This is a genomic window from Paenibacillus odorifer (assembly GCF_000758725.1).
GTDB lineage: Bacteria > Bacillota > Bacilli > Paenibacillales > Paenibacillaceae > Paenibacillus_AQ > Paenibacillus_AQ odorifer.
This window is the reverse complement of the sequence record NZ_CP009428.1, coordinates 2,084,293-2,110,205: the sequence shown is the minus strand read 5'-3', so window position 1 is coordinate 2,110,205 and position 25,913 is coordinate 2,084,293. Positions and strand designations below refer to the sequence as shown.

Genomic DNA, 25,913 nt, shown 5'->3' with positions numbered 1-25,913 from the left:
CTTAAACCAACTCCCTTATTCTTTTTTCCTGTAGAATGCGGCAAACTGTATTATTAATTCGATCTAGGCTGTTGAAGCATCCATTTAATATATCGGTTTCCGGAATTTGTATTTTTAGTTTTTCCTCAATATGTACAAATAGAACCAACAAATCCCGTGGTGAGAACTGCATCGCCTCGCCCAATAAATCTTCATAGAAGTAGTTTTCATTAAGCTTGATCTTGTCCATTCCCATTACGTCGAATAATATTTCGTTTATCTGTTCACGCACTTGATCCAGATCCATAAATATCACCCTTCTTTTATACGATTTGCATATTTTCCTGTAACAATAGAGCTTCACAGCATTCTGCTAATTTCAAAGTGTCTGTCCCATTTAACGAATTAAACAGAGGAACCTTTGACTCTAGCGATATTTGTGCAATTTTTTCATCAACCAACTTAGAATCAACCGTAAAAAACTTCAATTCTTTATCCTGTTTGCTTCTGCCCGTATCAAATTTATGATTTGACATATTAAAACAATCAATATCAAAACCTAATTTATGCTTTGTTGACACACATATCTTATCGAGAAACTCTCCATTAAAATCATCATAGGTCAAGTTCATAATACCGACATCCGGATGGATTGCACTAGCCGCCTCGAATGCAGTAATACCAAATCTATTGGTAAACAGATTATTATATACCATTGTCCCGCCTGGAATTCCGATAATCATTACATCAGGTCGTTCGTTCAATTCAATATATTTACAGAAGTGATTAAAAAGAAATATTTTATCTATCTCCGCTTCTTTATGATTAAACATAAAATCAGGAAAAGAATGAAATCCCATAATCTCACAATAAGATTTTGTCCCAATTTGACTTACTTTGTACCCTTCTTTCAAGAAATAATCCCTTAGGCTAAGCTGAACATCAAATTTATTGGATTTTTCCATAAGACTCGCCACGCAGATTATCGGAACATTAATATCCAGCAGTATTTTCTCAACGAGTTCTACTTTCGTTCTGTCAATGTCAATTCCAAAAAAACTTGTGAGTTCCACATTATTTTTCAGGCATACCTTCTTTACCATTTCAACTTCATGATCAGCACATCTGTTAAGCAGAACAATATCTTTCCCCATCTCTGCGGCTTTGATAATTGTCGGGAACACCACTTTTTCAAAACTGCATTCAAATTCACAAATCATTAACACATCAAATTCATCATCTGAAAAAGAATCTTTAACTTTTATACCCACATCCTCACCATAATAGCTGTACGCTGCATCTTTTTCATTCAGTCCAAAACCTAAAGGTGCCATTAATGAAACAAGCTCATAGTTGCCCAGTAAATTGGAGAATCTGACGACCGGACCGAAATCTGCATGATATGGATAAACAATTGCTCTTTTTTTCACCATTGTCTCCCCCATTACACTTTTTCTTTATCAAAGTCGTAGCCTAACTCTCTTAGTACGCAATAATCTTTAAACAAACTCTCAGTGTTTTCTTTAACTTTATTGCAGATACTTAATTTTTTGGCAGCAGAAAACTCACTGATATCATCGGCGGCCATTGCACAAGAAGTGCAATATCTAAAGGCCCAGCACTCTTTGCATTCTTTCTCCGTTATTGTTCCAATGTTTAGTATGTTCCGGATATTATCCAATTCAAAGCCTGTATCTATATGCCCAATCCTCATTACACTAGATGCTTCACTAACTCTTTCACAGGGATACAGAGCACCGTCAGCATTCACAAACAATCGTTGTACTCCTGGAACACACGGTCCGGAATGATGGTCTTTTTTTACATCATAGAAAGAGATTCTAAGCCTGTTATGGACATTCTCCTGGATTTGATCAAAGCTTTCCATCACCAGCTTGGATACATCATTTTTCTTAAGCCTATCAAATTTATAAAGAAATAATTTGAAAACTTCGTAATTATACATCTTGATAAAACTGTCATTGATTAAGGACTCACTTTTTTTGTAGCTACTTGCTATATCACTTGCCATAACAGCAAAGTCTTTTACGGTCTCATAGTTTGAAAAAAAGTTTGTGGAACAGCTAAAATCTGAATTTGGATCAATTACTGCATTGAACATCACTTTATCAACATAGTCTGGTGTTTTGTTTTTGATATTTTCAATATTATCCATAATAGTCTGAAAACTGCCTTTATTATTTACCGCAAAAACTCGGTTTCTATCATGCGCGACTTCATCGCCGTCCAGGCTGATCGTTAAATTAAAATCATTAGAAGATAAGAACTCTAAGGTTTCGTCGGTAATTAAAGTTGCGTTTGTAGTAAGGTTAAACGTTAGTTCTTTGCCCGCACTTTGTTCTCTGGCATAAGCAACACAAGCTTTTATTAAGTCCATTTCCAGTAAGGGCTCTCCTCCATAAAATCCAATATTAATAATTGGAGAATCTACGGAGTGCTCAATCAAAAACTTAATTGCTTTCAAAGCAACCTCTTTTTTCATTCTCTTATTGGTATGTACTCTGTGTAAGTAGCTCCCTGAATACGCGCAATAGCTGCATCTTAAATTACAGTTTTGCGTGACCTGCAAAGTTATCGAGCCAACGCTTCTGCTTAAATTGTGCTGCAAAGAGTCGCTCATGGGATGAATCATCTCAAAATCCTGTTTCTCCGCCAAAAAACCGGAATCAAATAAGTTTTGAATCTCCGGTTCCACTTGTTCAAAGTTTGAATTTCTATAGTTCAACAAAGCCTGATAAGATCTTTCATTTAATTTAAGAAATGTATTTGCATTCGCATCGAACATATATTTTCCCGTTACCGTTTCAAATAAATGAAATACTGGCACCTGAACTCCCCCCACTCTAAAAGTGAAGCAGGACAGCTTTTTTAATAAAGCCATTTAGCCATCCTGCTCTTAGCTATACTTAAGATTGCACTTACTACCCGATTCCAATAGCAGTCATCTTCATGGAGTTACCAGTATAGGTTACTTGTTTCATGGCTGCTTTGTTTGATCCGCTGGCATTGCATGTACATGCATAACAAGGACATGCACTGCAAGCTGCATATGCCTCCAACGTTTCATAATTTGCATTTGTTCTTTTTACAAGTTGTTTCATATGCCTATTCCTCCTTTCAAATCGTATTTATCTAAATATCAATATTTGATATTTAAATCACTCGAAGGGTAAACCCATTAAACGAATTGATGCTGTTGTGTGATGAGCCGATACCTTTCATTTGTATAAGACAACTTCTCATGAAGTCCAATAGCGGAGACCTGGCCTTTTTCTAAAAAGATTACTCTATCCACATGCTTCAGAATTTCCGGCCTATGACTGACTATAATCACTGTATTGTTACTGAGTGCTGTATCTAATAGATGGTTGATGGCTTGTTCAGAGTGAAGATCAAGGTTGGAGGTCGCTTCATCAAAAATCACCATAGGCCTGCTTTTTACTAATGCTCTGGCTATCGCGATTTTTTGTTTTTGTCCACCGGACAACTTGTTCCCATTAGAACCTACGACATAATCCTCAAACCGGCTTGTATCCTTCTCTAATAATTGGGTAGCCTCAATAGCCTGTCTATACTGCTCCTCATGGTTTTCACTGTAAAGTTTTATGTTATTTTCGATGGTTGTGTCAAAAAGATATATCTCTTGACTAACAGTCGAAATTAATTCCCGATATTCATTCAAATTAATAGCCTTAATATCCACTCCGTCAAATAAAATTTTTCCTGCAAGTGGTTCGTAAAACCTCTGGATTAAATTTAGGATTGTAGACTTCCCCGAACCATTCATTCCTACAATGGCCACTTTCTCATGGCTGCCAATCGTGAAATTCACATTTGACAAGATCAGTTCAGTATCATAAGCAAAGCTTACATTTTCAAACTGAATGCTCCCAAAAGGGTTGAGTCGCTTCATACCAATGTTGGCGGATTCTACATCACAAGCTTCGATTTCTTCCTCGAGCAATGAATAATACCTTCGGGCAGAAGGCATTATTCCCGACAATAAGTATCCAATATTCAACATCGATGAGATAGGAGTGGTCACATAAGCGCTATAGGTAATAAATGCAAATATACTTCCTACCGAAAGCTTTGAATCTAATATCATCGTCGATCCAGAAGCATATATTAGAAGAACTAGTCCTCCAATTAGAAATCTCTCCACAGTAATCCGCCAATTATCCAATAAACTGATTCCCATATGGGAGGTTATTACTTGATTCTGCTTGTCTGCAAATTCTTTTTCTTTGAAAATGAATAAATTAAAAAGCCTTGTTTCCTTCACACCATTCAAACTATCCTCAAACCAATGCGAATATTCTCCATCCTTCGTGATGTATTTTTCCGCAAGAGACTTTCTTTTTTTAGCAAACGATTTCAAAATTAAATATTCTATAGGAATTAAAATAAGCACAATAAGTGTAAGTTCCCAACTTATGATAAAAAGTCCAATAACTCCTCCTACCAAACTAAAACACTGACTAACAATAAAAAGCATGCTACCATCCGTTATTTGCGAAATATTCGATATATCGGTGCTAACGCGATTTAAAATTTCACTGCAGTTTTTATCAGTGAAATATTTCACTTTCACTTTCATAAGTCGATCAAATGCAGCTTTATGCAAGGAGTAGATAATATTTGAAGCTATTTTTATTCTTCGTTTTTCTTTGAGCAAATCTAAAAAGCTACTGAACATAGACAAAAGAAAGATGTAGATTGCCGTTAAAATAATGGTTCTAACATCTGATTTCATAAATCCTTCATCAATAATAATTTTGTTGAACATCGGCAAAATGGAACTAATCAAAGTAGAAAATATTAAGAGCAGAAAAATAATACATAAATTCTTTTTATGCGCTTTAAATAATCCGATAAGTTTTTCAAGGGTATCCTTATCATTCATAGAATATATCCTCTTCTACTTTCAAGCTTCGGTTTGACATTGATAACGCTATCAATATATCATATAAAAGAATATTTGGGGTAATTTGGTAGCTAATGGTTGGAATAGGAGGCTGAATGACGTTTCGTGTCAGGTTTTGGTATCTCTGAAGATTAACAAATTTAATTATGGGGGGGATGGCTTTGTTACGCATAGCCGTATGCGATGACGAGAAAAAGGAACACGATTTGCTAAAGGAATATCTCCCAAGACTTATGAAAAGCACGGCTTACTCTTTCGAGACTCAATATTTTACCTCCGGTGAGGAATTGCTTCACTATTATAATCAACAGAGTAGTTATCCTTTTCATATACTTCTAATGGATATTGAACTGAGAGGATTAAATGGAATCGAGGTTGCAAAAAAAATCCGTGCACTTCCGGATCGGGAGGTTCAAATTATATTCTTGACAAACTATCCGCAGTACGTAATGAGCAGCTTTGATGTGCAACCCTACCATTATTTGATTAAACCAGTAAACTATGAGTGTTTTGAGGCAAAGATAATAAAGCTATGTAGCTATATCATTTCTTCTGTAAATAGGTTTCTAATGATTAAAACTGAAGATGGACATATGGTGATCAAAAATTCTGACATTATTGCGATTGTTAAAATCAAACATTCCTTGGCTAAAAACCGACTAAAGATCATTACCTCTACGCAGCATTACATAATTCCAGGTACAATTTCAGAATATATAAGTAAACTAAACCGTCCATTTATGCTTATTCATCGTTCCGTTATTGTTAATCTGGAACATGTCCATAAGTTTACAGCTACTTCCGTAGTCATGCACAATCAAGAGCAGTTTCCTATTGGCCGTACTCAGGCAAAAGAGGTTAAAGAAGCCTACGCCTATTATATGATTGCACAATTCAAAGAACGAGGATGACTCTTTATCTATCAATGGTCATCATGATGTTGCTTATTCTGCTAATCAGAGAAACCATCCTTTTATTCGGTAAAATTAATGAAAACACCAAACTGACTAAAGAAAATCTGCAATTACATAAACAGATGGATTATCAACACATCAGCTATGAAAAAACCACACATTCCCTTACAAGCATCAAACAAGTTATCCATGATACGAACAAGCATTTGGTATATGTCCGGAATTGTATTCAGAACAATGAGATTCAGGAATCTATCCATCATATCAATTCAATGCTCGGTCAAATTCATCAGCCTTCTCTCAAACTATCAACAGGTAATTTGGTAATTGATTCTTTAATTGGCAACGCGCTAAATATTGCTTGTGAACACAAAATTGCTATTAAGTATGATATTCATATACACGCCGAAGCTATTGATATTGATCGGTTTGACTTATGTACCGTGATCGGGAATGTGCTGGATAATGCTCTAAACGCCGCTGCAAGAGTTCCAAAAAAAGAAGATAGATTTATTCAGCTGCTAATTTTCACTACCGATACTTCATTGTTTATCCAAGTCACCAACTCACGGAACAATTCTAGCACTATAGTGCAGCATAATTTTAAAGAGAATCCCGCTTTTCACGGATTCGGCTTAACAAATATTCAAAGTGTCACCGAAAAATACGGAGGTCATCTAGTTACTAACGCTCAAAATAATGAATTCGAAACAATCATTGTACTACCTTTTCTAAACATACTTTCAGCAGCTAAGCCAAACCTGACCGAATTAGAAAGGCAGTGAAAAAAACTATTTCCCTAGCAAGTACAGCGGCCGCTCCCCAACAGCAGACTGAAGGGGAGCAGGCCCGCCGCAAGCTTTACGAAGTAATCTCAAACAATCTCGCTGTTTTTCCTGGTGGGAGTGCCACCGTCAAAACCCCTGCCGATTGATCCCAATTCCAAGTTGAACTATGCTGCTGAGGATAGGCACAGTCGATCGCTGGTTCAAGTCCCTTCAGCTCTTCTATCGGCAATTGGACATTTGCAGCTTCTCCGGCAATCCGCCATACTGCAACATACCGTCGTTCGCCGCGCCGCAGGCCAAGGCTGACCCATTCGCCCTCACTGTCAGGCAGGCCGAGCGGCCAGAAGGGCGTGGCGTGTGGGATATCACTGCGAATGGTTTTGTAATAATCCAGCGCTTCTTTAACTAATTTCCTGCGGTGGGGTTCAAGCTCCGCCAAATGACCGCTCTGGTGTACACGAAGCAACAGCGCATTAACCATATTGAAGATGACTTCCTCATCGTCCCCCTCGCGCAGCGGATAAGACCAAACTGCGGACTGCTCCGGTGTCAGTGCTGCCGGAGAACCTGCGGCAATCGCCGCATACTGTACATAATCCTCCTGGTCGCTGGTAGACTGGATGCTGTGTCGGCTAAGCATCGCATAATCCATGCGCATTCCCCCACTGGAACAGTTCTCGATGACAAGGTTCGGATAACGAACAAAGATGCTGTCCAACCAAGCCAGATAAGCGCGGTTATGCTGTAGCAGCCCGTCTCCGAAGCTGTCCGCATCCGTTTCTGTCCCAATGCCTGCATTGATGTTGTAATCCATTTTAATGTATCCTACACCGTACTGCTCAACCAGACGCGCAATAACACCGTTTGCATGATCAATGACTTTCGGGTTGCGGTAATCTAGCTGATAGCGGCTACGGTCCTTAACCCTTTTACCATGCCGCATGAAAAACCAGCTGTCATCAGTCTCCGCAAGCTTCGGGCTGTTGATGCCCATAACCTCCAGCTCAAGCCATAGTCCGGGAATCATCCCTTTGCTGCGGATATAGTCGAGCACATATTTAATCCCTTCCGGAAACCGATCGCTGGAAGGCTCCCACTGGCCTACACCATCCCACCACTCTCCGGGTGCATACCAGCCAGCATCAATGCAGAAATATTCACAACCTACTTCCGCGGCAGCATCAATTAAAGGCAGTAGCTTCTTAGTCGTTGGGCTCCCCCATAGGCAATTCATATAGTCATTAAAAATAATCCGCAGCAGCTCATTATCCTCATTAGGTCTGCGGATCATCCGGCGATATACCGTAAGCTGTTCTGCCGCGCTCTGAAATCCTCCCTGCACAGCACCCACAGCTGCTGGCACCGAAGTAAACTCTTCACCGGGAGCTAGCTTCAGCCACCAATGGTTGTCATGTTCTGTAGGTCCGCTGACCAGTAGTGTAAGCTGATCGTATTGATCCGTCAGCTCCCAATGCCAAGAGCCGTTATGCTCAATCTGCCAGAACAGGCTTGTCCCGCTCTCCTTATTATGCAAAACCGCCATCGGCAGAAGTTCCGCTGCTGACCAAGAGCCTGTATTGCTTGCGGCAATTCGTTTGGAGCCACGGTCTGCCAAATGATACATCCCGAGCTCAGGCAGCCGGTAGGTCCGCCACTGAAGTTCACTCTGCCATCCGCTGTGGGCAAGGGTTACTTCAATCTTATCATTGCGCTCCCTGCCCCCCTCTTTGTCTACACCTGTAAGAGCAAAGGAGGAGATGTATTCCACTGCCACCTCAGCTTCTCCAGCATTATTTAACACTGACCAGCTTCGAACGATTTGCACACCCTTATAGAATTGAAAATGCTGCACTGCCTGGATTCCTGTAATCGGATCAGCCAAGCTAAGCTCCAATTTACGCCCGAGCGCATTCACTGTATCGCTGTGTCCCGCATATACCATCCGAAGACCCGGATAGGATGCTCGGTGTGTGCGCCCGTGATATTCGGCGCGGTCTTCGCCCGATAATTGCAGCTCCAGCAGCCGGAAGCCTTGCTTGTTCTTATCCGCTATGGCTGCTTCCAAAGGTGCCGCGCCAAAATGCAATAGCCGAACATCTTGATCTTCCGTAACTTCAATCGTAAGATATAGTCCATTTTCAATGATTTCAATCATTTTGCTATTCACAATAATGTACCTCCTGACTTTGTCTCAGTATCTTCTTATGATTATATAACATATAAAAAAGGGACGGTTCTCCAGTAAGTGAATCTTACCTTGGAGCCCGCCCCCTGATCTCAACCTAGTTATTCTGCCGATCCGAATTGAATCCAAGCTTTTTGAATTTCATCGATGGCTTGATCCTTAGTTTTGCTTCCGCCGATGTAAGCCTGCATGAGCTCACCAAATTTTTGGTGGAAGGTATCCAGAGAGTAGTTCACGGACAGGTCGCCGGATTTCTCTGTTTTGAGGATTTCTTCCATTTCTTTTGGCATTTGCAGGTCAGGCATTGGAGCATCCTTAATTGGAGGAATAACCTTTGCTACTGTAGAGAACCAGTTCTTACCGTATTCAGAAGTATACAGCCAGTTGAAGAACTCAATAGTCTCACCAGCTACAGCAGAATCCTTATTGATACGCAGGGCCTGATCCGCACCCGTAATGATCTGGGACTGTTCAGCCTTGTCGCTGACTGGGTAACCCATAATGCCCAGGTCGAAGTCAGGTGTGATTTTCTTAATGGCTTCTTCATCCCATGCGCCTTTACCCGTCATGAACGCTGTTTTGCCGGATGCAAAGTCGCTGACTTCAGCATTGCTGTCCCGTTCAAGCGGTTTGTCTGTGCCATGTTTAACAGTAGTATCAACGAAGCTGAAGAAGTTATTGTACAGCACCGGGTGATCCTTGATCGTGGTTTTTCCGGCAATAAAATCATTTACTAGTGTCTTAGCATCCGTACCCGCATCTTGGGCTGCCGCATCTACGAAATGTTGGAAGATATGTTTCCATACCCACCACTCTTTATAGGCGTTGGCAAAAGGAGTAATACCTTTAGCTTCAAGCTTAGTAATCGCATCGTCCATTTGGGCTGTTGTCTTAGGAACTTCTGTAATCCCAGCATCAGCCAACAGTTTCTTATTGTACATCAGGACAAATAGATTCCCTTTTACCGGAAGACCGAGCACTTTACCGTCCGTAGAACTCATGTTAGAACGCACTGCATCGGTCATCGCCGCAGCCAGTGGCTCATTAGTTAGGTCAGCACTATACTCCGCAAAGGTATCAATATCTCCGCCCGCTGTGGTCTGGAATACGTCAGGTGTACTTCCCGCAGCAATCTTCGATTTGAGCACCGTATTGTAGTCAGCCTGCATAATCTCCAGATTAATCGTCACATTCGGTTTAACTTTCTTGTACTCGGCAATATAAGCGTTAAAAGCATCAGTGTACTCGGGTGATGCGGTGAACATATTAATCGTGACCGGCTTGCCAGAATCTGTGGCAGGAGTATTCCCTGTTCCGCTATTGTCAGCGGCATTGTTGTTTCCGCCGCAACCCGCCAGTAATCCGCCGACGAGCAGCAGACTCGCAGATAAAGCCATAAATCTTTTTAACATGATGTTGCCCCCTTTTCCTCATGCATCTAGTGGTCTTGAGACAATTCTAAAGAAAAAGAAAAAGGATAAGAATGTACATAAGTGAACTTATTAGGGTAAAAAAGTGTGTTCATGTAACCGCTTCACTCATCCCCGTTCAATAGCAGAACCCGATATTCAGAAGGTGAACAGTCATAATAATTCCGGAACGCCTTGCTGAAATAATTTTTGTCCTTGTACCCCAACATCTCGGAAATGTCTTGGATTTTCAAATCGGGGGTGGATAGCATCTCCTTTGCCTTGTCCATTCTTACCTTTTGTACATACTCATGTATGCCATAACCATATTGCCCCTTAAAAAGTTTCATCAAGTATTCTCTGCTCAGGAAATATTTATCCGTGAACATCGATATTTTAATATTCTCAAAATAGTGATTATCAATGTATGCTTTAATATTTTCCAATACGCTGGGGCGATTGCCAGCAAGGCTTTTGCTGATTTCATTGCCATAGCAATCTAGAATCCCGCTCAGCACCCGCTCAAATTCGCCAAAGGAAGCAAAATCGCTCCCGATGCCTAGCCCACGCAATCCTTTATCTTTACCGCCACGGATACGTTCGGGGACCGCATCCAGCTCCGTCGCAATATCGTTCAGTAAAATAATAAATTCCTCTATCTGCCGGTCAGCCTCGCCCAGATTAAAACGTCCGGAAGCCTCCCATTTCTTCGTGAATTCGCTTAAAATACTTTTGGCATGATTGATGTTCCCGCTCTCCAGTGCGTTGCGAATCAAGGGCATACGTCCCGTCAAGGAAGGATTATCTTTCCCCTGTGAAGTATCGTTGCTGCTATTTGTGACAATCGCTCCCTTCAGCGTCAGGAGGTCAATCCCGTCGAGAGAGGCTTTGGCAGTCTCATAGGATTGAGCAAGCGCCATGATGTCACCATAGGGCTGTCCAATTCCTCCGGCAACAACAATTCCGAATAGCTCTTTCAGCGTCGAGACTAACTTCTTCATATGATGTAAAGAGCGGAAAGTTGCGTCCTCCTCATAGCCGCCTTTCATCGTGAAGATGGCGATAAACTCGCGTTCTCCCTTATGGCTGGCGAAGCTGAAGGCCTGAAAATGCTCATCGCTATTCTCATTAATCACATTTGTGACGGCAAAATGCAGCAAATCCCGGTCCTCATGGAAGCGATTACGACGCACTTGTTCCAAATTGAGCACCCGCAGTACACCCGCAGCAAAATAGTTTCCGGTCGTATCAGCGCCGATCAACGGCAGAAAAGCCTCGTTGGACTGATTTTTGAAGCTACGTTCAATGATCGACAGATAAATTTTCTCCTTTAGCTTCGGCAGAGACATGTTGAGCGTAATGTTCCTGTTGATGAACTCACTTTCTTTCTTACGTTTGGCCTCCAGCACATCTATAGCTTTACGCAAGGCCGCATTCAAATCCGCCCGGTTGACCGGCTTCAGCAAATAATCAACTACCTTAGAACGGATAGCCTGGCGGGTATATTCAAAATCATTGTAGCCGCTGATTACAATCGTCAGCAGTTCCGGGAACTCCTTCTCCACGATCTGCAGCAGCTCACTTCCGTTCAGCTCCGGCATCTTCATGTCAACCAATACAAGGTCGATCTTTTGCTCACGCAGCATGGCTAGGCCCATATTTCCATCCGTAGCCTCCAGTACCTGATCGACACCTAGTCCTTTCCAGTCTCCCAGGATGTTGATCGCCTCACGCAACGGTTCCTCATCATCTATAATCAGTACTTTATACATGGTTAATCCCTCCCCGCGGTAACCGCATGTCCATCTTTGTTCCGCCAGCATCACTGGTAATGGCCAAACCCGCAGCCTCACCATACAAAAGCTTCAGCCGCGTGTTCAAATTTTTCAGTCCAATGCTTTCCGTGTCACTTTCGGCAGCGTTTTCTCCGCCCTGATCCTCCCACTGGATTTGAAGAGAATTTCTCACTTGCTCCAGCCGCTCCCCGCTAAACCCCGGTCCATCATCCGTCACTGAAATAACAGTATGGCTAGGCGTCACATGCGCTTCAATGGTAATTGTGATCGTTGTGGATACTTTTTCCAGCGCATGCTTGATGCAATTTTCTACCAAGGTCTGAATGGACAGCTTCGGAATCTCCAGCTCCAGCAAAGGGTCTTCCCACTGGTAGGCCACCTGCATTCTGTTTCCAAAACGAGCCTTCTGCAGTGCCAAATAACGTTCAATATGCTTTAATTCCTCTCTGGCATGGACCACATCTTTACCGCTAATGCAGTATCTCAACGTCATAGCAAGATTATCGACCATATCGACAATATCATCATTGTTGTTTTTCAGCGCCTTGGTGGAAATGGCTTGCAGGGCATTATATAAGAAATGCGGATTGATCTCAGCTTCCAGTGCTTTGAGTACAGCATTTTTCTCGACAATTTTCATTTTATACCGTTCATTGATCAGCTCATTCGTCTTTTCCACCATCTTATTGAAGTGGCGAGACAGATAGGCAATTTCATCCTTTCCTTCAACCTGTGCTTCAGCGTCAAAGCTGCCTGTACTGAACCGCTTCATCTGCAGCGACAGATTCTTTAGCGGGTTCGTTATTTTGTTCGAAATAAAGCTGACCAAGATGACCGAAACGATTAAAAATAACAGTCCTATGAAATAGTTCAATTTGCGTGTTGTCGTGGCCGCTTCATAAATTTCTTTGTAGGGAATCGGCTTAATCAGCTTCCAGCCTTCTTTTTTGCTGATGTCATAAATCACTAGATACTTCTCTTCTTTATCCGACCACGTCACGCGTCCTCCTGAGGCTGGTGTCAGCTCCTTAAGCAGTCCCTCTTGTTCGCTCTGTTGATAAAACCCGGGGTCATCCACCACAAAAGGTTCATTATCGGGACTGACGTACATTAGGTGCTGCCCTTTACTGAAGGGAATATCCTTCATAATCTCGTCCGTAACCGAGGAGTTGAAATAAAGGGAGAGCACCGCCTGCGGCTCCCTGGAAACTATAGAGCGCAGCAATCGATGGTAGCCCATGAAGCTTTTATCCTTATTTATAGGGTAGTCGGAGCTATTGATCATCGAGGATTGGTTTTTTACAAAAGACTGGTAAGAACGGTTAAACGGGCTGGCCAGCGCTTTTTTATACCAGGAAAGATTCTCAATCGACGGATGCTCGGCGACCCGCACGGTAATATTGTAGTTCTCTTTGGTGACATAATAATACTTGTGCTCCTTGATCACATACAGGTAGATAGCTTCCAGATCATTGCGGGAGAAGTACAGGTTCTTCAAGTAGTCCTCCACATACATCTTCGAGGCATAATCCTCCGATTCATGCAAAATCGCATAGGTGATCTCGTCATACGATATTTGCGGCAGGGATAATTGCTCGATGCCGTCCAAATAACTCTCCAGATTCCGGCCGACAAGCAACAGATTGTTGCTCGTACTGGCGATGCTGTTATCCACCGATTCTTTTCGCAGCATGCCGTATGAAATGAACGTCAGTGAGGTCACCACCAAAACAATGATGATTGTAAACAGCAAAATAAGCTTGTTCGCCAACCTGCGTGAGACAAGCTCCAGCACGGGTTCAAACCGCTTTATGATCCACTTTTTAATAATGACCGGCAACCTCCCCCACGATTTACAGGCTTAATTATAAATATTTCAGTTCACCTTTTTACCCCTAACTGTACTCTTAAATCCATTTTTGAGTATAGGGCACTGCTCTATAATACACAATATAGACTAACCGGAATGGTTATGTGTGGCAAGCCTAGTCGATATTACCACCCAACAAATCAAGAAGAGGTGCATCCATGTTAAAATCACTCGGCAAAAGATGGCGCGAGAAAACAGAATTCGGATTATTCACTCTCCCAGTCCTCATCTGTATCGCTGTAGCATTCTACATTCCGTTTGCCATGACTATCCGCTATTCGATGACCAAATGGAACGGAATTTCGAAACACCCTAAGTTTGTCGGACTTGATAATTTCAAACAAATCTTTATGGGCGACACCAACTTCGCCAATTCAGCCTGGTTCACCATAAAGTATGCGATTCTGTACATTGTTCTCGTTAACGTGCTGGCCATTCTGCTCGCACTGGTTCTGGACATGAAGCTGAAGAGCACCCCTTGGCTGAGAGCCGCTTTCTTTATTCCTTATATCCTCAGTCTTGTCATTGTCGGTTTTATCTGGAAATTTATCTTTATGCAAGGTTTCAACTCACTCGGAGAAAGTACAGGCTGGTCCATATTTGGTCTAAGCTGGCTAGGGACGCCGGGACTTGCTTTCGTCTCCATACTGGCCGTCTCCATCTGGCAGTCGATTGGTTTTTATCTGGTCATTTATATTGCCGGTCTGCAATCTGTACCTGAGGATCTCAAAGAAGCAGCGACAGTTGATGGCGCTGGTCCCATGAGAAAATTCTTCAGTATTACACTGCCGCTGCTCGCTCCATCCATTACGATTTCTGTGTTCATGGCACTGACCAATTCGATCAAGGTGTTCGATGTCATCCTGTCATTAACCGGGGGTGGACCTGGCGGAACTACCTACAGTATCGCTTACGATATCTACCGGGATACCTTCCAGAACAATCTGTATGGATACGGTACAGCGAAAGCGCTTATCCTGTTCCTGGCCGTCTTGGTGGTAACCATTCTCCAGTTAGCATTCTTCAAACGAAGAGAGGTTGAGGCATAATGAATACAAACCGCAAAGCAGGCCGAATCATTCTAGAGGTTGTTATGGTCATCCTCTCTCTTCTGTTTCTATATCCGCTATTTCTGACGATTATCAACTCGTTAAAAAGCTTTAGCGAAGTCATGACGGATGTCATCGCCCTGCCAAAACATCTGGTGTTCGGCAACTATTCCTACGTGTGGAAGTTTATCAACTATCCGAAGCTGTTTCTGAACAACTTTGTCATTACCGGTGTAGGTCTTCTGGGTATTGTGTTCATTTCATCCATAGCAGCCTACAAGCTGGCACGGACGAAATCCAGACTGAGCGGGGTGATTTATTTCCTCTGCATTATGCCGATGCTGATCCCGTTCCAATCGATCATGCTGACCGTTCTGCAAACCGCTAAGACGTTGAATCTCTCTGAGAGTACTTGGGGACTTGGGTTGTTATATTGGGGTTTCGGTGCTCCACTCGCCGTGTTTATCTACCATGGATTCGTCAAGGGTATTCCGGTTGAAATTGATGAGAGTGCCACGATTGATGGAGCTTCCGGCTTCCGCCTGTTCTTCAGTGTCATCTTCCCACTGCTGAAATCGGTCACAACAACCATTGTCATTATCGACGTAATGTGGATCTGGAATGACTTCCTGCTCCCGCTGCTCATGGTCAACGGCTCCCCAGATACCAAAACGCTGACACTGGCTGCCTACACCTTCGTGGGCCAATATACCTCAGATTGGCAATATGCGATGACAGCTATGGTCATGGCGGTGTTGCCATCGATCGTGGTATTCATCTTCTTGCAAAAGTACATCGTTAAGGGTGTTGTTGCGGGGGCGGTGAAGGGCTGATTAACTGATTCCAAACCTAGCTTCTGCATAAAAAGGGGGAGATCCATATGGATCTCCCCCTTTATGCAGACGTTCCAATACTCTGCATACTGCTGCAGTCTGCTTTTGATGCAGACGTTCCAATACTCTGCATACTGCTGCGGTCAGCTTTTGATGCAGACGTTCCAATACTAATTAGTAGTTTAACTGTATTTTGTACAACTATAACTCTGCAACTCGCTCGGCCGATGGATATAGCTGTATTTCGTACAACTATTCTCTTGATTTAATGCCCTCTAGGCCGATTTTCTAGTTTTTAGTTGTATAGAATACACTTAAAAGCAGAATGGTCCGTTTTACATATAAGATAGGTGTATAGAATGCAGTTATTTCACAATTACAACGATGATACTTCATGGGCACTCCATACGGACTCCATAAATACTCTCTTCATACTGCTTCAGTCAGCTTTTTATACAGACGTTCCAATACTCTCTGCATACTGCTACGGTCAGCTTTTGATGCAGACGTTCCAATACTAACTAGTAGTTTAACTGTATTTTGTACAACTATAACTCTGCAACTCGCTCGGCCGATGGATATAGCTGTATTTCGTACAACTATTCTCTTGATATATTGCCCTCTAGGTCGATTTTCTAGTTTTTAGTTGTATAGAATACACTTAAAAGCAAAATGGTCCGTTTTACATATAAAATAGGTGTATAGAATGCAGTTATTTCACAATTACAACGATGATACTTCATGGGCACTCCATACGGACTCCATAAATACTCTCTTCATACTGCTTCAGTCAGCTTTTTATACAGACGTTCCAATACTCTCTGCATACTGCTGCGGTCAGCTTTTTATGCAGACGTTCCAATACTAATTAGTAGTTTAACTGTATTTTGTACAACTATAACTCTGCAACTCGCTCGGCCGATGGATATAGCTGTATTTCGTACAACTATTCTCTTGATATATTGCCCTCTAGGTCGATTCTCTAGTTTTTAGTTGCATAGAATACACTTAAAAGCAGAATGGTCCGTTTTACATATAAAATAGGTGTATAGAATGCAGTTATTTCACAAACACAACGGTGATACTTTATAGGCACTCCATAGGTATTCCATACGCCACATCCTACGTACACCATACGTACACCATACGTACTCCATTCGTACTCCATACGGACTCCATACATACTCCATACGTACTCCATACGTACTTCATGCCACTCCATACGTACTTCATGCCACTCCATAGGTACTCCATAAGTACTCCACACATTTCGCATTCCAACGAGATCGGGCGCGATCCGTGAATAGTTAATCAGAGTTTGTATTAATTAAAGCGCCTTCTCCGTGACCCTGCCGTTAGCGTCTATGTTGGCATTAAAAGATAGGGTGTTCAACAGCTTAATCGTTTTCCTATTGTAGGAATCATCCATAAAATTAGGCTGTCCGCCAATGATTTTGACAGGTATAATCTTGCTGGTGATCTTGGAGTCCTTAATCTCAACATTCAACAGCATAGAATTAAGTGTTTTTTCCCCACCACGTGTGGAGCGATTAAACACAAAATTCCCAAGTGAATAATAAATGGGCTTGTGCTTATAGTATTCGATGCCCATAAGGCAGTGACTGTGTGCGCCAAGAATTAAATCCGCCCCGCTATCAATCATCTGTTTAGCTAGTGTGCGAGCGTACTTTTCAGGGAAATCCTTAAACTCTTCATTCCAGTGAATATATACGATCGTGTAATCATTCTCCTTGGACATCTTCTGAATGGCGCTAAGCATAGGTTGCGAGGTGTAAGCTGAAGCGGCTCCCGGTTTGTTTTTGCCGGCATACCACGCAGGATCTGAAAGCACACGGCTAACGCCAAGGATGGCGATCTTTTTCCCTTTTACTGTCTTAGTATAAGGCTTGAACGCTTCATCTTCATCTTTGCCAGCTCCTGTATGGCCAATCTTGTTTCGATCCAAATGGATCAGCGTGTCGAGCATAGCGTCTTTTCCATAATCCAAAATATGATTATTCGCCAAGGACACTCCATCAATCCCGGCATAGGTTAAGCCACCTAACGTTGCTGGTTTGGATCTGAAGGCAAAGGTTTTCTCTGCCACTTTCCCTCGGATAGACACAGGCGTCTCCAGATTGGCGAAGGCGATGTCAGCCTTTTGCAGCGTAGGTGCGACCTTTACAAACGGAAAGTTCACCCCATATTTAGCAATCTGATCGCCAACAAAACCATCCAAAAGGATATCACCCGCAAAAGCAAGCTTTATAGGATCTGAAGATAGTGAAGCTGCACTGGAAGCAGATGTCACAGGAACTATTAGTGATAACATAAGTGTAATAAGTGCTATTCTACGCAAAACCTTCGATCCTAATCTCAAAAAACACAGCCTCCTCTCATCTTTTTATTAGCTATGATCCTAGCATACTGGAAAGAGGTTACTAAATTAAGAGTAGAAAGACCTGTTATTCCTTTGCTTTTTTCAGAACGGCTCTGAAGCAATTTAATCCGCCCCACGCATCCGTATGCACAGCATCCGCAGGCAACTCAAAATCCGTCTCCCCCCAATACTGAAATCCAGTTTGCAGCAGCAGGTCATTCATAAGACTCAGATTTACCGTCGGGTAATCAAATGTCAATACCAATAATCCTTCTTCGTTCAACGTCCGGTGAAATTCCCGTAAAGTACCCACTGTATCCTCAAAGCTCAAATGCTCTAATACTGATATGCAAAAGACAGTGTCAAAGCTCTCATCCTCATAAGGCAGATCCGTCAGATTAGCTTGAGCGAAATGCAGGTTGTTTGTTCTTCTAGCGATAACCTGCTTCGCCGCTTTTTCCCCAATCTCATTCTCAATACATTCTTGGATAGCTTTCGGGTAAATAACCCTACTGTCCTTATCGCAGGCATAGACCTCTGCACAAACCCCTGCCAAATAAAACTTCAAGGGATGAGGAATCCCACAGGCGGCATCCAGCACAACACCATGCGGAGAAATAAAGTTAATACACCACTCATATTCAAAGGGACGGCTCCACCATGATTCCGGCAGATCATAAATCAACTTCTCACGACGTGCATCTGAATTTACGAAAAAACGCGAGACAAAGGGATGGGTTGGCATGGCCAGGACTCCTTTTTCAACGGAATTTTAGGTAGTGAGAGTATATTCATGATTTGCTGATTCATTCCATAACCTTACATTGAACGAGACAAACCCAAAAAAACGGCTGCTCCCTTAGGAACAGACCGTCTTTAAATATAACTGTATAAACCTTATGCGTAGAATGAAAGAGGTTTGGCCTCAATTCCATGTCTCTCGATCAACTTATCAAGTAACGCAGACCATTCCGCATCGACCGTACATTGCTCAGGATGAGCCTCGAACCAAGCAACCGACTGCTTGATCCCTTCGGAGAAAGGCATAGTAGCCTGAAAGTCAGGCACGAAACGTTTGATTTTGCTATTATCAAAAACACTGCTTACCGCTTGATCACCGATCAAGCCATCCGCTGTCCCTGGAGTGGAAAAGGCTGCGATAAAGTCTGTGGAGATATGCACCACTTTAGGTTCCACACCTGCCGCTTGTCCGATGGCCGCGTAAATCTGATTCCAATTTAATACCTCGTCGGAAGTTATATGAATGGCCTCACCTATCGCTTCCGGATGTCCAAGCAATCCAACGAAACCTTTGGCAAAATCCGAATTATGCGTCAGTGTCCACAAAGAGGTTCCATCTCCATGTATGACTAAAGGTAAGCCGCGGCGGATACGATCGATCAGTGACCAAGGATGCTGGCCACTCGTAAGTGCCGCAGGGATGGCTGTATTTCCATAGGTATGGGAAGGACGAACAATCGTAACCGGGAATCCGTTCGCCTTGTAAGCTTCCATCAACAGCTGCTCACACGCAATTTTATTCCTCGAATACTCCCAATAAGGATTCTCCAGCGGTGTCTTTTCTGTAATTACATAATTACGCTGCGGCTTCTGATAAGCAGAGGCTGAGCTGATGAAAATGTACTGCTTCGTTTTACCAGTGAACAGGTCAATGTCTGCCTGCACATGTTCCGGTGTAAAAGCAATCCAGTCTACCACTACGTCAAATTCGTAATCTCGTAATACTAATGCGGCTTCTGCCGGATTACGAATGTCTCCTTTAATTACTTTTGCACCTTCTGGAACGAATTCATCCCGCTGTCCTCTGTTGAACAAATACAGCTCGATTCCTTGAGCTACAGCCAACGGGGATACAGCCTGACTAATTAATCCCGTACCTCCAATAAATAAGACCTTCATTTTGCACGCTCCTTATAGTGAATCCGGCTCGTTATTTACTGGTTAACATAATCTCGCCATACGTGCTTCGGCTGCCAATTCAGCAGCTTTTTGGCCTTCTCATTACTGAGTAGCGACTCGTGACCCTCCAGCGGCTGGCGGAAATCCGTCACCTCTGGATAACGTGCGGCCATTAGCTCTCTGCTAGGAACAGCCATGCTGGTCTCATCTGCACATATATTAAGAGCAACCGCGCCCAATCCATCCGTTTCGATTGCCAATTGGCAAGCTGTTGCTACATCCCGTGTATCAATATAACTCCATAGAATCCGATCGCGCTGCGCTGGATCATGAATGAAGGAAGGGAAACGTTCATACGCCGATGGATCAATAACATTTCCGATTCTTAGGGAAACGACCTGTATACCCTTTCTGCGATAGAACATCTCAGCGGTTTGCTCATTCACAACCTTAGACAGACCGTAGCTGTCTTCAGGCAACTGTGGATGCTCCTCATCCATAGGCACATACTTCGGCCCCAAAGGATTAACCGCAAAACAGATTCCGTAAGAGGATTCACTGGAAGCAATCACTGCTTTTCGAATCCCGAGACCCGCTGCAGCCTCCAAAATGTTATAGGTAGATACTACATTATTTTGAAAGGTGACCTCACTCGTCTTTATATTTGCAGCTGGGATCGCAGCCAAATGTACAACTGCATCAGCGCCAGCAAGTACACCATATACTTCACCCAAATTATTCAAATCAGCAATCATCGTTGGGCACAAAGAATCTGCGGATTTTTGCGTATCTACATTCACAACCTTATATCCTTGCTCTACAAAATGCCGGACCACCCATCTGCCCAACATCCCACTGCCGCCTGTAACAACTACTTTCGCCATGAGTGTGTCTCCTTTTTTATGAAGCTAACAACTACTCCAGAATCTCCTCAATCTGCTTTAAAATCTCTTCCGAAAGCTCAATACCCGAAGCCTTAACATTCTCTTCGACCTGCTGCGGACGGCTGGCACCCACCAGTGCACTAGCTACATTAGGTTGACGCAAAATCCAAGCCAAAGCCAAATTCCCAACAGAAATATTCAGTTCCGTGGCGATCCCACTCAATTGGCGGACTTTTTCAATCTTTTCTTCTGTAATCGAATCTTTTAATCGATCCAGCTTAGCAGCACGGCTATCCTCAGGGATGTCCGTGTTATACTTTCCAGTTAACAGCCCTTGAGCCAGTGGAGAAAATACCACCTGTCCAATCCCACGGCGCTCACCGAGCGGAATAATTTCTTTTTCAATATAACGGTTAAACATATTATAAATCGGCTGATTAACAACAATATGATCTAGCAAATAGCGGTCTGCTACAGCTAACGCATCGGTCATTTGCGCCGCCGTCCACTCACTAACACCGACATAATATACCTTGCCTTGCCGAACCAGATCATCTAGCGCACGTAAGGTTTCTTCAATTGGAGTTTCCGGATCAAAACGGTGGCAATACATAATATCCACGTATTCTACTCCGAGACGTTTCAAGCTAGCATGACACTGTTCCGTGATATGTTTGCGGGATAGTCCACGGTCGTTAGGTCCCGAGCCCATTTCCCCGTATACTTTAGTAGCTAATACATAGGACTCACGAGAGTAATTACGTAAAGTCTCACCTAGTACTTTCTCGGCAGCACCTTTTTCATAAACATTTGCAGTATCAAAAAAATTCACGCCTAAGTCGTAAGCGGTTTCAATGGCATTAACAGCATTATCTCTTTCCACATAGCCTCCGTATGTCAGCCAGCTTCCCAAACTAATCTCACTGACTTTTAAACCGGTTCCACCTAATCTGCGATATTTCATAATAACTGCTCCTCTCCATAGTTCCGTGTTTGATTTTGGCAGGTTGCTTAGCACTCATATTCATTCTAGAATAGTTTGTATATAATAGAAAGAAGTGAAAATTAGTTTATTATATGATCTCTAGTGTAGTTACTATACTAGAGTATAGTAGCTTCACAAACAGGAGGAGATACCTTGAAGACAGCTAAATCTACTAATAATTATATCCCCAAAACCCCTGTTACTATTGAATGTAATGTTGAAAAAACACTTGAAGTATTAGGTGGAAAATGGGCCTTTCTTGTCCTCAGAGAGCTATTCGACGGCACGCAGCGTTTTGGGGCACTGCAACGAAAAATCACTAATGTGTCTCCCCGCGCACTGACCACTACGTTGCGCCATCTGGAGGAGCATGGTGTGCTTGAACGTCACGTATTTCCAACTGTTCCTGTTACGGTAGAATATTCGCTTACTCCCAAAGGTGAGGATTTACATCAAATTTTGAAGGAAATGAAGCTGTGGTCCGCGAAATGGACTTAGCTTGAGCAGATTGTGACTGATGAAAAAAGAAGCTGTCCAAAAAGTAGAGAATTCTACTTATAGGGTAGCTTCTTTTTTATAAATTGGCTATACAATGGATGGATTCTTACTTTCACCCAGGGGATATGTGCGATGTGCGGTGTGCGGTGTGCGGTGTGCGGTGTGCGGTGTGCGGTGTGCTGTGTGTGATGCGCCGCGGTGTGCGATGTGTGATGTGCGCTTTAGTGTAATTGGGGAAAAACTCCCTAAAAATAGCCGATATTCGCTAAAAAAGAGCATAATGAGGGAATTTCTCCCTAAAAATCGGGTTGATTCCTTTCTTTTTCACCAAATCAGGTAAATTACAGGGAGGTTTTCCCTAATTATAAGTTAGATGACCAAATATCTAAGAATTATAGGGAAAAATTCCCCAATTATAGAGTCGGAATGCGTATTTGGTTAACTGAAAACAACCGGAGATACCAGCGATTTCTGCGTCAAGTCATACACAAATTGCCGTTTGAGGTCAGCAGAGGCTGTATTCTTTCGTAGAAAATCCACCTGTAGAACAACCCTTCCAGCATTTTCACTATACGGATCTAGTATTTATCCACAATCGCGCCGAGAACTGCCGTATTTACATAGGGTTTTCCTTTGAGGCTTTGCAGCTCTTTCGCAGTTCCAGTAACGACAACTCCCAATAGCTGTACATCACTGGCGTCCGGCGCCGCTTTATCCTTTTTCAAGTAATTCGAGATTCGCTCAAACTCTCCGTAATGCTTGCCCTTCATCTGAAGCCCATAGGTTAAGGATTGTAAAAAATCCTCTGGTTTCGGCTTAAATAACCCTTCCCATTCCCCACCGTAGCCATATACTTGTCTAGCAGATTCCGGTAAGGCATATTTATTCGGGCTGCTGTCATTCCTAATAAACTCAAGGTTCTTTTTATTGTCATACGTATCTACCCAATACCAAGTCTGTGTCAAACCCGCCGGCAGCATCTTCTCTACCTCTACCTGAGTGTAGCCTTTATCAAAAGAAACTGCCATTTCTACGAGCTTACCAGGTTCCATTTGTTCGAGTGCAGGCAGGTCATTCAGCACTTTTTCGTTATAATTCACTCCAGGCACATAAAACATCATTTCCCGCTGAGCATTTTGACTGTTATATCCTCGGTAGTATTCATAATTTTGCTGTGTCATTACCGGGTCAGGAACATTTATACTAGAGTATCCCCTATTAAGCAGAGAAAACCGGCTGCCCATATCGAAATACAGTTTTTTAGTATCCCATACGATGGGCACACCCTCAACAACTTTGTAAGTGCTCAGTTCAACTTTACCCGATAGAAACCCTAAATCAAGTTCAGTTCTCAACTCCTGAAGGTTAGGACTGCTAATCTTCATCATGATCCTCTCTTCATCCAAACCACGCATCGCCAACCAGCTTGTCAGATGGGCGTTACCCAGCATCCCGCCGAATAATACTATAACCGTCACCACTAGAGAAATGATTGTGTTTCGAATCATTGTTTTTCGTTTTGCCTTCTTAATTACTTTTGAAAGGTTCTGATCATCCTTTTGTTCCCATGGAGCTGTCATTCCGCTTCACCTCTATACTTTTTTTGAAATTGCTTGCGGGCACGAAACAATGCCGATTTCACTGTATCTGTCGTAATTCCCAGAAGCTCAGCTATCTCCTGATAGGACAGCTCCAGCTCATACTTCATAATAATGAGTTGTTTATGGAGCGGTAGAAGGTCATCCAACACTCTTTCGATGTCTTCCCGTTTCTCTTTTAACAGCACATGATCCTCTGGCAATTCCATATCCGGCACATCTACATAGTCAATAGGAATGACTATCCGCTTGCGTCGGCGGCACAGATCATAGTAGCGGTTGATCGCTACTTTATATAACCATGCACTGAATTTGTTCTCATCAATGGAATCAATATACAAAAGAGCCTTATACACCGTATCCTGTACGATATCTTCAGCGTCGGCTGCAGGTGCCCCGAGACGAATCAGGTATTTTTGAATTTCTAACATTTTAGGTTGAAGTATCTGATGTAGCTGCCCGGGCTTCATCCTGCACCTCCCTTCGTATGTATAACGATAAAGTTCTCAGAATGTTAGCTTATGAGGTAAAAAAATTATAAAAGAAAAGACGGCTGCCTCAGAAAGACATGCCGTCACATTTTAAAGAATGAATAAGGTTCCAGTACAATTCCTATATATCCGTAGGATTCATTGCCTGCTGAGCTGTAGATATGAGTATGGTTTGAACTTTCAGAGATTGTTTGTCAATAATGAAGCCTATATAGAACCCACCCTCCATATTATCCATTTCAAAAGGTGACAATCGAGGCTCATACACTCCACCCTTGTTCTCAAACCAGTAACTTACTATAATCCCGTATTCGTTATCCACTGCAACGTATGTACCATATGCCTTTAGCACATCTTCCAATGTACTTACCCCAGGTCGAATATTGTTCAATGTACCTATGTGGATTGGATCAATGCGCTCATTATCTTTGTCTATTTTCCAAGCGTTCAGCCGACCTTCGGTATCATAATGTACAGATACTTCTTTATACATTTCATTATTGAATACATCTTGACCTGTTGAATCCCCGTAATGTTCCTCTACTAACATTCTTGAACTCCCAAAATCAATAAAAAGATTACGTCCACTATCCGCTATTCCGAAATCACGATCAGTTACCGGAACCGCTATAAAATCCTTCAAGCCTGTACCCTGTTCCGGTAATGACGGTAATAGACTCCGATCCGATCGTTCTTCTGGACGAGAAATTACAGTATATATTCCCTTAAGCTTGAGCATTCTCATCCATTGTATAGCCTCTGCTCTTGTAAGCGGGAGATTTCCTTTGAAACCTACTAGCGTTGGCTCTCCGGGAAGTGGAAGTAGAGAGTTACCCAGCAAATAAACCACGGAATCCGTGTCGTTGTAATTCATCCCTAGACCAGATGCAACTAACCTTGCGGCGGCCATTCTGGTGATTGGAGTCGATCTTGCCACTGGATATTGTAGTCCAGTAACTGGATGATTCCACCACTTAGCCATTCTATACGGTGCTGCTGTCCATTCTTCGCCTATGCTAGTAGCCTTTGGATAGCCGAAAGAAAGATAAAATAATTTCAAAAATTCTGCTTCCGTAATCGACTGATCCGGTCGAAAGCTCCCATCATCATAACCAACCATCAATTGGTTGCCCAACGCCCAGCGCACCCAAGGCTCGGACCAGTGACCTTGAATGTCAGTGAACAGTGAAGATGCCGGATCCTCCTCACCGTCCTCTTCCACTTCTTCATATGTCCCTGTATTCTCGTACGTTGTCGTGTCAGCATGAACTCTATAACTCACGTTGCCGCATGTTACAATTGTCCCTGAGATAAGACCTAGTACCAATAGCTTCATTATCTTCAATTTAATAATCCCTTTCGTTCTTATCGGTAAGGGGTTCCTGC

At 42.7% G+C, this 25,913-nt stretch carries 24 protein-coding genes; 5 read left to right on the top strand and 19 right to left on the bottom strand.

Translation table 11 applies throughout. The annotated features are described in order from the left end of the window. Position 1 precedes the first annotated feature (1 nt). The 5 genes from PODO_RS08865 to PODO_RS08845 form a co-directional block, all read right to left on the bottom strand. Positions 2 to 286: a hypothetical protein gene (locus PODO_RS08865; RefSeq protein ID WP_036684022.1), complete on the bottom strand. Its 285-nt coding sequence runs from the start codon at positions 284 to 286 to the stop codon at positions 2 to 4. 16 nt (positions 287 to 302) lie between these two features. Next, positions 303 to 1,424 carry a TIGR04066 family peptide maturation system protein gene (locus tag PODO_RS08860; protein WP_080742447.1) on the bottom strand — a complete coding sequence of 374 codons (1,122 nt, stop codon included), beginning with the start codon at positions 1,422 to 1,424 and terminating at the stop codon, positions 303 to 305. Further along, positions 1,424 to 2,881: a Cys-rich peptide radical SAM maturase CcpM gene (gene ccpM / locus PODO_RS08855; RefSeq protein WP_217904434.1), complete on the bottom strand. Its 1,458-nt coding sequence runs from the start codon at positions 2,879 to 2,881 to the stop codon at positions 1,424 to 1,426. The genes PODO_RS08860 and ccpM overlap by 1 nt, the downstream gene beginning before the upstream one ends. Positions 2,882 to 2,921: 40 nt before the next feature. Next, complete coding sequence (locus tag PODO_RS08850; protein ID WP_036684027.1) at positions 2,922 to 3,101, bottom strand: CLI_3235 family bacteriocin precursor; 180 nt, start codon at positions 3,099 to 3,101, stop codon at positions 2,922 to 2,924. Positions 3,102 to 3,178: 77 nt separating this feature from the next. Beyond that, the gene (locus PODO_RS08845) at positions 3,179 to 4,906 is read right to left on the bottom strand and encodes an ABC transporter ATP-binding protein (protein ID WP_036684028.1); all 1,728 of its coding nucleotides are present in this window, start codon (positions 4,904 to 4,906) and stop codon (positions 3,179 to 3,181) included. A 176-nt stretch (positions 4,907 to 5,082) separates the two neighbouring features. Here PODO_RS08845 and PODO_RS08840 point away from each other — a divergent pair, with 176 nt between their 5' ends. Together PODO_RS08840 and PODO_RS08835 are read left to right on the top strand one after the other, a co-directional pair. After that, positions 5,083 to 5,838, top strand: a complete 756-nt coding sequence (locus PODO_RS08840) for a LytR/AlgR family response regulator transcription factor (RefSeq protein WP_169744753.1) — start codon at positions 5,083 to 5,085, stop codon at positions 5,836 to 5,838. Positions 5,839 to 5,861: 23 nt separating this feature from the next. Further along, positions 5,862 to 6,626: a sensor histidine kinase gene (locus PODO_RS08835; protein ID WP_169744752.1), complete on the top strand. Its 765-nt coding sequence runs from the start codon at positions 5,862 to 5,864 to the stop codon at positions 6,624 to 6,626. A gap of 76 nt (positions 6,627 to 6,702) precedes the next feature. Here the strand turns inward: PODO_RS08835 and PODO_RS08830 are convergent, their stop codons facing one another. From PODO_RS08830 to PODO_RS08815, 4 genes are all read right to left on the bottom strand, one after another. Continuing rightward, positions 6,703 to 8,784: a glycoside hydrolase family 36 protein gene (locus PODO_RS08830; RefSeq protein ID WP_038574300.1), complete on the bottom strand. Its 2,082-nt coding sequence runs from the start codon at positions 8,782 to 8,784 to the stop codon at positions 6,703 to 6,705. Between the two features lie 131 nt (positions 8,785 to 8,915). Then, on the bottom strand, positions 8,916 to 10,226 hold the full coding sequence (locus PODO_RS08825) for an ABC transporter substrate-binding protein (protein ID WP_036684033.1): 1,311 nt from the start codon (positions 10,224 to 10,226) through the stop codon (positions 8,916 to 8,918). Positions 10,227 to 10,348: 122 nt separating this feature from the next. Then, positions 10,349 to 11,995, bottom strand: coding sequence for a response regulator (locus PODO_RS08820; RefSeq protein ID WP_038569629.1), 1,647 nt, complete (start codon positions 11,993 to 11,995; stop codon positions 10,349 to 10,351). After that, positions 11,988 to 13,850 (bottom strand): sensor histidine kinase, encoded by a 1,863-nt coding sequence (locus PODO_RS08815; protein ID WP_052097448.1) that lies wholly within the window; start codon positions 13,848 to 13,850, stop codon positions 11,988 to 11,990. Before PODO_RS08815 ends, PODO_RS08820 begins: the two co-directional genes overlap by 8 nt. 197 nt (positions 13,851 to 14,047) lie before the next feature. On the opposite strand from PODO_RS08815, the gene PODO_RS08810 reads away from it, so the two are divergent. Next, positions 14,048 to 14,938 carry a carbohydrate ABC transporter permease gene (locus tag PODO_RS08810; RefSeq protein ID WP_036684044.1) on the top strand — a complete coding sequence of 297 codons (891 nt, stop codon included), beginning with the start codon at positions 14,048 to 14,050 and terminating at the stop codon, positions 14,936 to 14,938. After that, positions 14,938 to 15,771 carry a carbohydrate ABC transporter permease gene (locus PODO_RS08805; protein ID WP_036684045.1) on the top strand — a complete coding sequence of 278 codons (834 nt, stop codon included), beginning with the start codon at positions 14,938 to 14,940 and terminating at the stop codon, positions 15,769 to 15,771. Before PODO_RS08810 ends, PODO_RS08805 begins: the two co-directional genes overlap by 1 nt. Here PODO_RS08805 and PODO_RS31000 read toward each other — a convergent pair whose 3' ends face one another. The 7 genes from PODO_RS31000 to PODO_RS08775 all read right to left on the bottom strand — a co-directional run bounded on the left by PODO_RS31000 (position 15,772) and on the right by PODO_RS08775 (position 21,919). Further along, on the bottom strand, positions 15,772 to 15,939 hold the full coding sequence (locus tag PODO_RS31000) for a hypothetical protein (RefSeq protein ID WP_155288110.1): 168 nt from the start codon (positions 15,937 to 15,939) through the stop codon (positions 15,772 to 15,774). 814 nt (positions 15,940 to 16,753) lie between these two features. Then, positions 16,754 to 17,014 carry a hypothetical protein gene (locus tag PODO_RS30995; protein WP_155288109.1) on the bottom strand — a complete coding sequence of 87 codons (261 nt, stop codon included), beginning with the start codon at positions 17,012 to 17,014 and terminating at the stop codon, positions 16,754 to 16,756. Positions 17,015 to 17,098: 84 nt separating this feature from the next. Beyond that, positions 17,099 to 18,103, bottom strand: coding sequence for a CapA family protein (locus tag PODO_RS08795; protein WP_155288208.1), 1,005 nt, complete (start codon positions 18,101 to 18,103; stop codon positions 17,099 to 17,101). A 133-nt stretch (positions 18,104 to 18,236) separates the two neighbouring features. After that, positions 18,237 to 18,896 carry a class I SAM-dependent methyltransferase gene (locus PODO_RS08790; protein WP_036684047.1) on the bottom strand — a complete coding sequence of 220 codons (660 nt, stop codon included), beginning with the start codon at positions 18,894 to 18,896 and terminating at the stop codon, positions 18,237 to 18,239. A 152-nt stretch (positions 18,897 to 19,048) separates the two neighbouring features. Continuing rightward, positions 19,049 to 20,071 (bottom strand): SDR family oxidoreductase, encoded by a 1,023-nt coding sequence (locus PODO_RS08785; RefSeq protein WP_038569624.1) that lies wholly within the window; start codon positions 20,069 to 20,071, stop codon positions 19,049 to 19,051. A 35-nt stretch (positions 20,072 to 20,106) separates the two neighbouring features. Continuing rightward, positions 20,107 to 20,955 carry an NAD-dependent epimerase/dehydratase family protein gene (locus PODO_RS08780; RefSeq protein WP_038569622.1) on the bottom strand — a complete coding sequence of 283 codons (849 nt, stop codon included), beginning with the start codon at positions 20,953 to 20,955 and terminating at the stop codon, positions 20,107 to 20,109. A 31-nt stretch (positions 20,956 to 20,986) separates the two neighbouring features. Beyond that, entirely contained in the window at positions 20,987 to 21,919 is a 933-nt protein-coding gene (locus tag PODO_RS08775) for an aldo/keto reductase family protein (protein ID WP_038569620.1), read from the bottom strand. A 174-nt stretch (positions 21,920 to 22,093) separates the two neighbouring features. On the opposite strand from PODO_RS08775, the gene PODO_RS08770 reads away from it, so the two are divergent. Next, the gene (locus PODO_RS08770; protein WP_036684053.1) at positions 22,094 to 22,438 is read left to right on the top strand and encodes a winged helix-turn-helix transcriptional regulator; all 345 of its coding nucleotides are present in this window, start codon (positions 22,094 to 22,096) and stop codon (positions 22,436 to 22,438) included. A gap of 578 nt (positions 22,439 to 23,016) precedes the next feature. On the opposite strand, the gene PODO_RS08765 is transcribed toward PODO_RS08770, so the two are convergent. From PODO_RS08765 to PODO_RS08755, 3 genes are all read right to left on the bottom strand, one after another. Then, positions 23,017 to 24,018, bottom strand: coding sequence for an anti sigma factor C-terminal domain-containing protein (locus PODO_RS08765; RefSeq protein ID WP_038569618.1), 1,002 nt, complete (start codon positions 24,016 to 24,018; stop codon positions 23,017 to 23,019). After that, positions 24,015 to 24,506: an RNA polymerase sigma factor gene (locus PODO_RS08760; RefSeq protein ID WP_038569616.1), complete on the bottom strand. Its 492-nt coding sequence runs from the start codon at positions 24,504 to 24,506 to the stop codon at positions 24,015 to 24,017. Before PODO_RS08760 ends, PODO_RS08765 begins: the two co-directional genes overlap by 4 nt. Before the next feature lie 142 nt (positions 24,507 to 24,648). Next, a complete protein-coding gene (locus tag PODO_RS08755) occupies positions 24,649 to 25,863 on the bottom strand; it encodes an S-layer homology domain-containing protein (protein WP_143759026.1) in 1,215 nt (404 codons plus the stop codon). Positions 25,864 to 25,913 lie beyond the last annotated feature (50 nt).

What these genes read in the sequence shown, in the direction of transcription:
- PODO_RS08865 (WP_036684022.1), bottom strand. Translation starts at nt 286, where the DNA reads ATGGATCTGGATCAAGTGCGTGAACAGATAAACGAAATATTATTCGAC.
- PODO_RS08860 (WP_080742447.1), bottom strand. Translation starts at nt 1,424, where the DNA reads ATGGGGGAGACAATGGTGAAAAAAAGAGCAATTGTTTATCCATATCAT.
- ccpM (WP_217904434.1), bottom strand. Translation starts at nt 2,881, where the DNA reads ATGGCTTTATTAAAAAAGCTGTCCTGCTTCACTTTTAGAGTGGGGGGA.
- PODO_RS08850 (WP_036684027.1), bottom strand. Translation starts at nt 3,101, where the DNA reads ATGAAACAACTTGTAAAAAGAACAAATGCAAATTATGAAACGTTGGAG.
- PODO_RS08845 (WP_036684028.1), bottom strand. Translation starts at nt 4,906, where the DNA reads ATGAATGATAAGGATACCCTTGAAAAACTTATCGGATTATTTAAAGCG.
- PODO_RS08840 (WP_169744753.1), top strand. Translation starts at nt 5,083, where the DNA reads ATGGCTTTGTTACGCATAGCCGTATGCGATGACGAGAAAAAGGAACAC.
- PODO_RS08835 (WP_169744752.1), top strand. Translation starts at nt 5,862, where the DNA reads ATGATGTTGCTTATTCTGCTAATCAGAGAAACCATCCTTTTATTCGGT.
- PODO_RS08830 (WP_038574300.1), bottom strand. Translation starts at nt 8,784, where the DNA reads ATGATTGAAATCATTGAAAATGGACTATATCTTACGATTGAAGTTACG.
- PODO_RS08825 (WP_036684033.1), bottom strand. Translation starts at nt 10,226, where the DNA reads ATGTTAAAAAGATTTATGGCTTTATCTGCGAGTCTGCTGCTCGTCGGC.
- PODO_RS08820 (WP_038569629.1), bottom strand. Translation starts at nt 11,995, where the DNA reads ATGTATAAAGTACTGATTATAGATGATGAGGAACCGTTGCGTGAGGCG.
- PODO_RS08810 (WP_036684044.1), top strand. Translation starts at nt 14,048, where the DNA reads ATGTTAAAATCACTCGGCAAAAGATGGCGCGAGAAAACAGAATTCGGA.
- PODO_RS08805 (WP_036684045.1), top strand. Translation starts at nt 14,938, where the DNA reads ATGAATACAAACCGCAAAGCAGGCCGAATCATTCTAGAGGTTGTTATG.
- PODO_RS30995 (WP_155288109.1), bottom strand. Translation starts at nt 17,014, where the DNA reads ATGGAGTGGCATGAAGTACGTATGGAGTGGCATGAAGTACGTATGGAG.
- PODO_RS08795 (WP_155288208.1), bottom strand. Translation starts at nt 18,103, where the DNA reads ATGTTATCACTAATAGTTCCTGTGACATCTGCTTCCAGTGCAGCTTCA.
- PODO_RS08790 (WP_036684047.1), bottom strand. Translation starts at nt 18,896, where the DNA reads ATGCCAACCCATCCCTTTGTCTCGCGTTTTTTCGTAAATTCAGATGCA.
- PODO_RS08785 (WP_038569624.1), bottom strand. Translation starts at nt 20,071, where the DNA reads ATGAAGGTCTTATTTATTGGAGGTACGGGATTAATTAGTCAGGCTGTA.
- PODO_RS08780 (WP_038569622.1), bottom strand. Translation starts at nt 20,955, where the DNA reads ATGGCGAAAGTAGTTGTTACAGGCGGCAGTGGGATGTTGGGCAGATGG.
- PODO_RS08775 (WP_038569620.1), bottom strand. Translation starts at nt 21,919, where the DNA reads ATGAAATATCGCAGATTAGGTGGAACCGGTTTAAAAGTCAGTGAGATT.
- PODO_RS08765 (WP_038569618.1), bottom strand. Translation starts at nt 24,018, where the DNA reads ATGACAGCTCCATGGGAACAAAAGGATGATCAGAACCTTTCAAAAGTA.
- PODO_RS08760 (WP_038569616.1), bottom strand. Translation starts at nt 24,506, where the DNA reads ATGAAGCCCGGGCAGCTACATCAGATACTTCAACCTAAAATGTTAGAA.
- PODO_RS08755 (WP_143759026.1), bottom strand. Translation starts at nt 25,863, where the DNA reads ATGAAGCTATTGGTACTAGGTCTTATCTCAGGGACAATTGTAACATGC.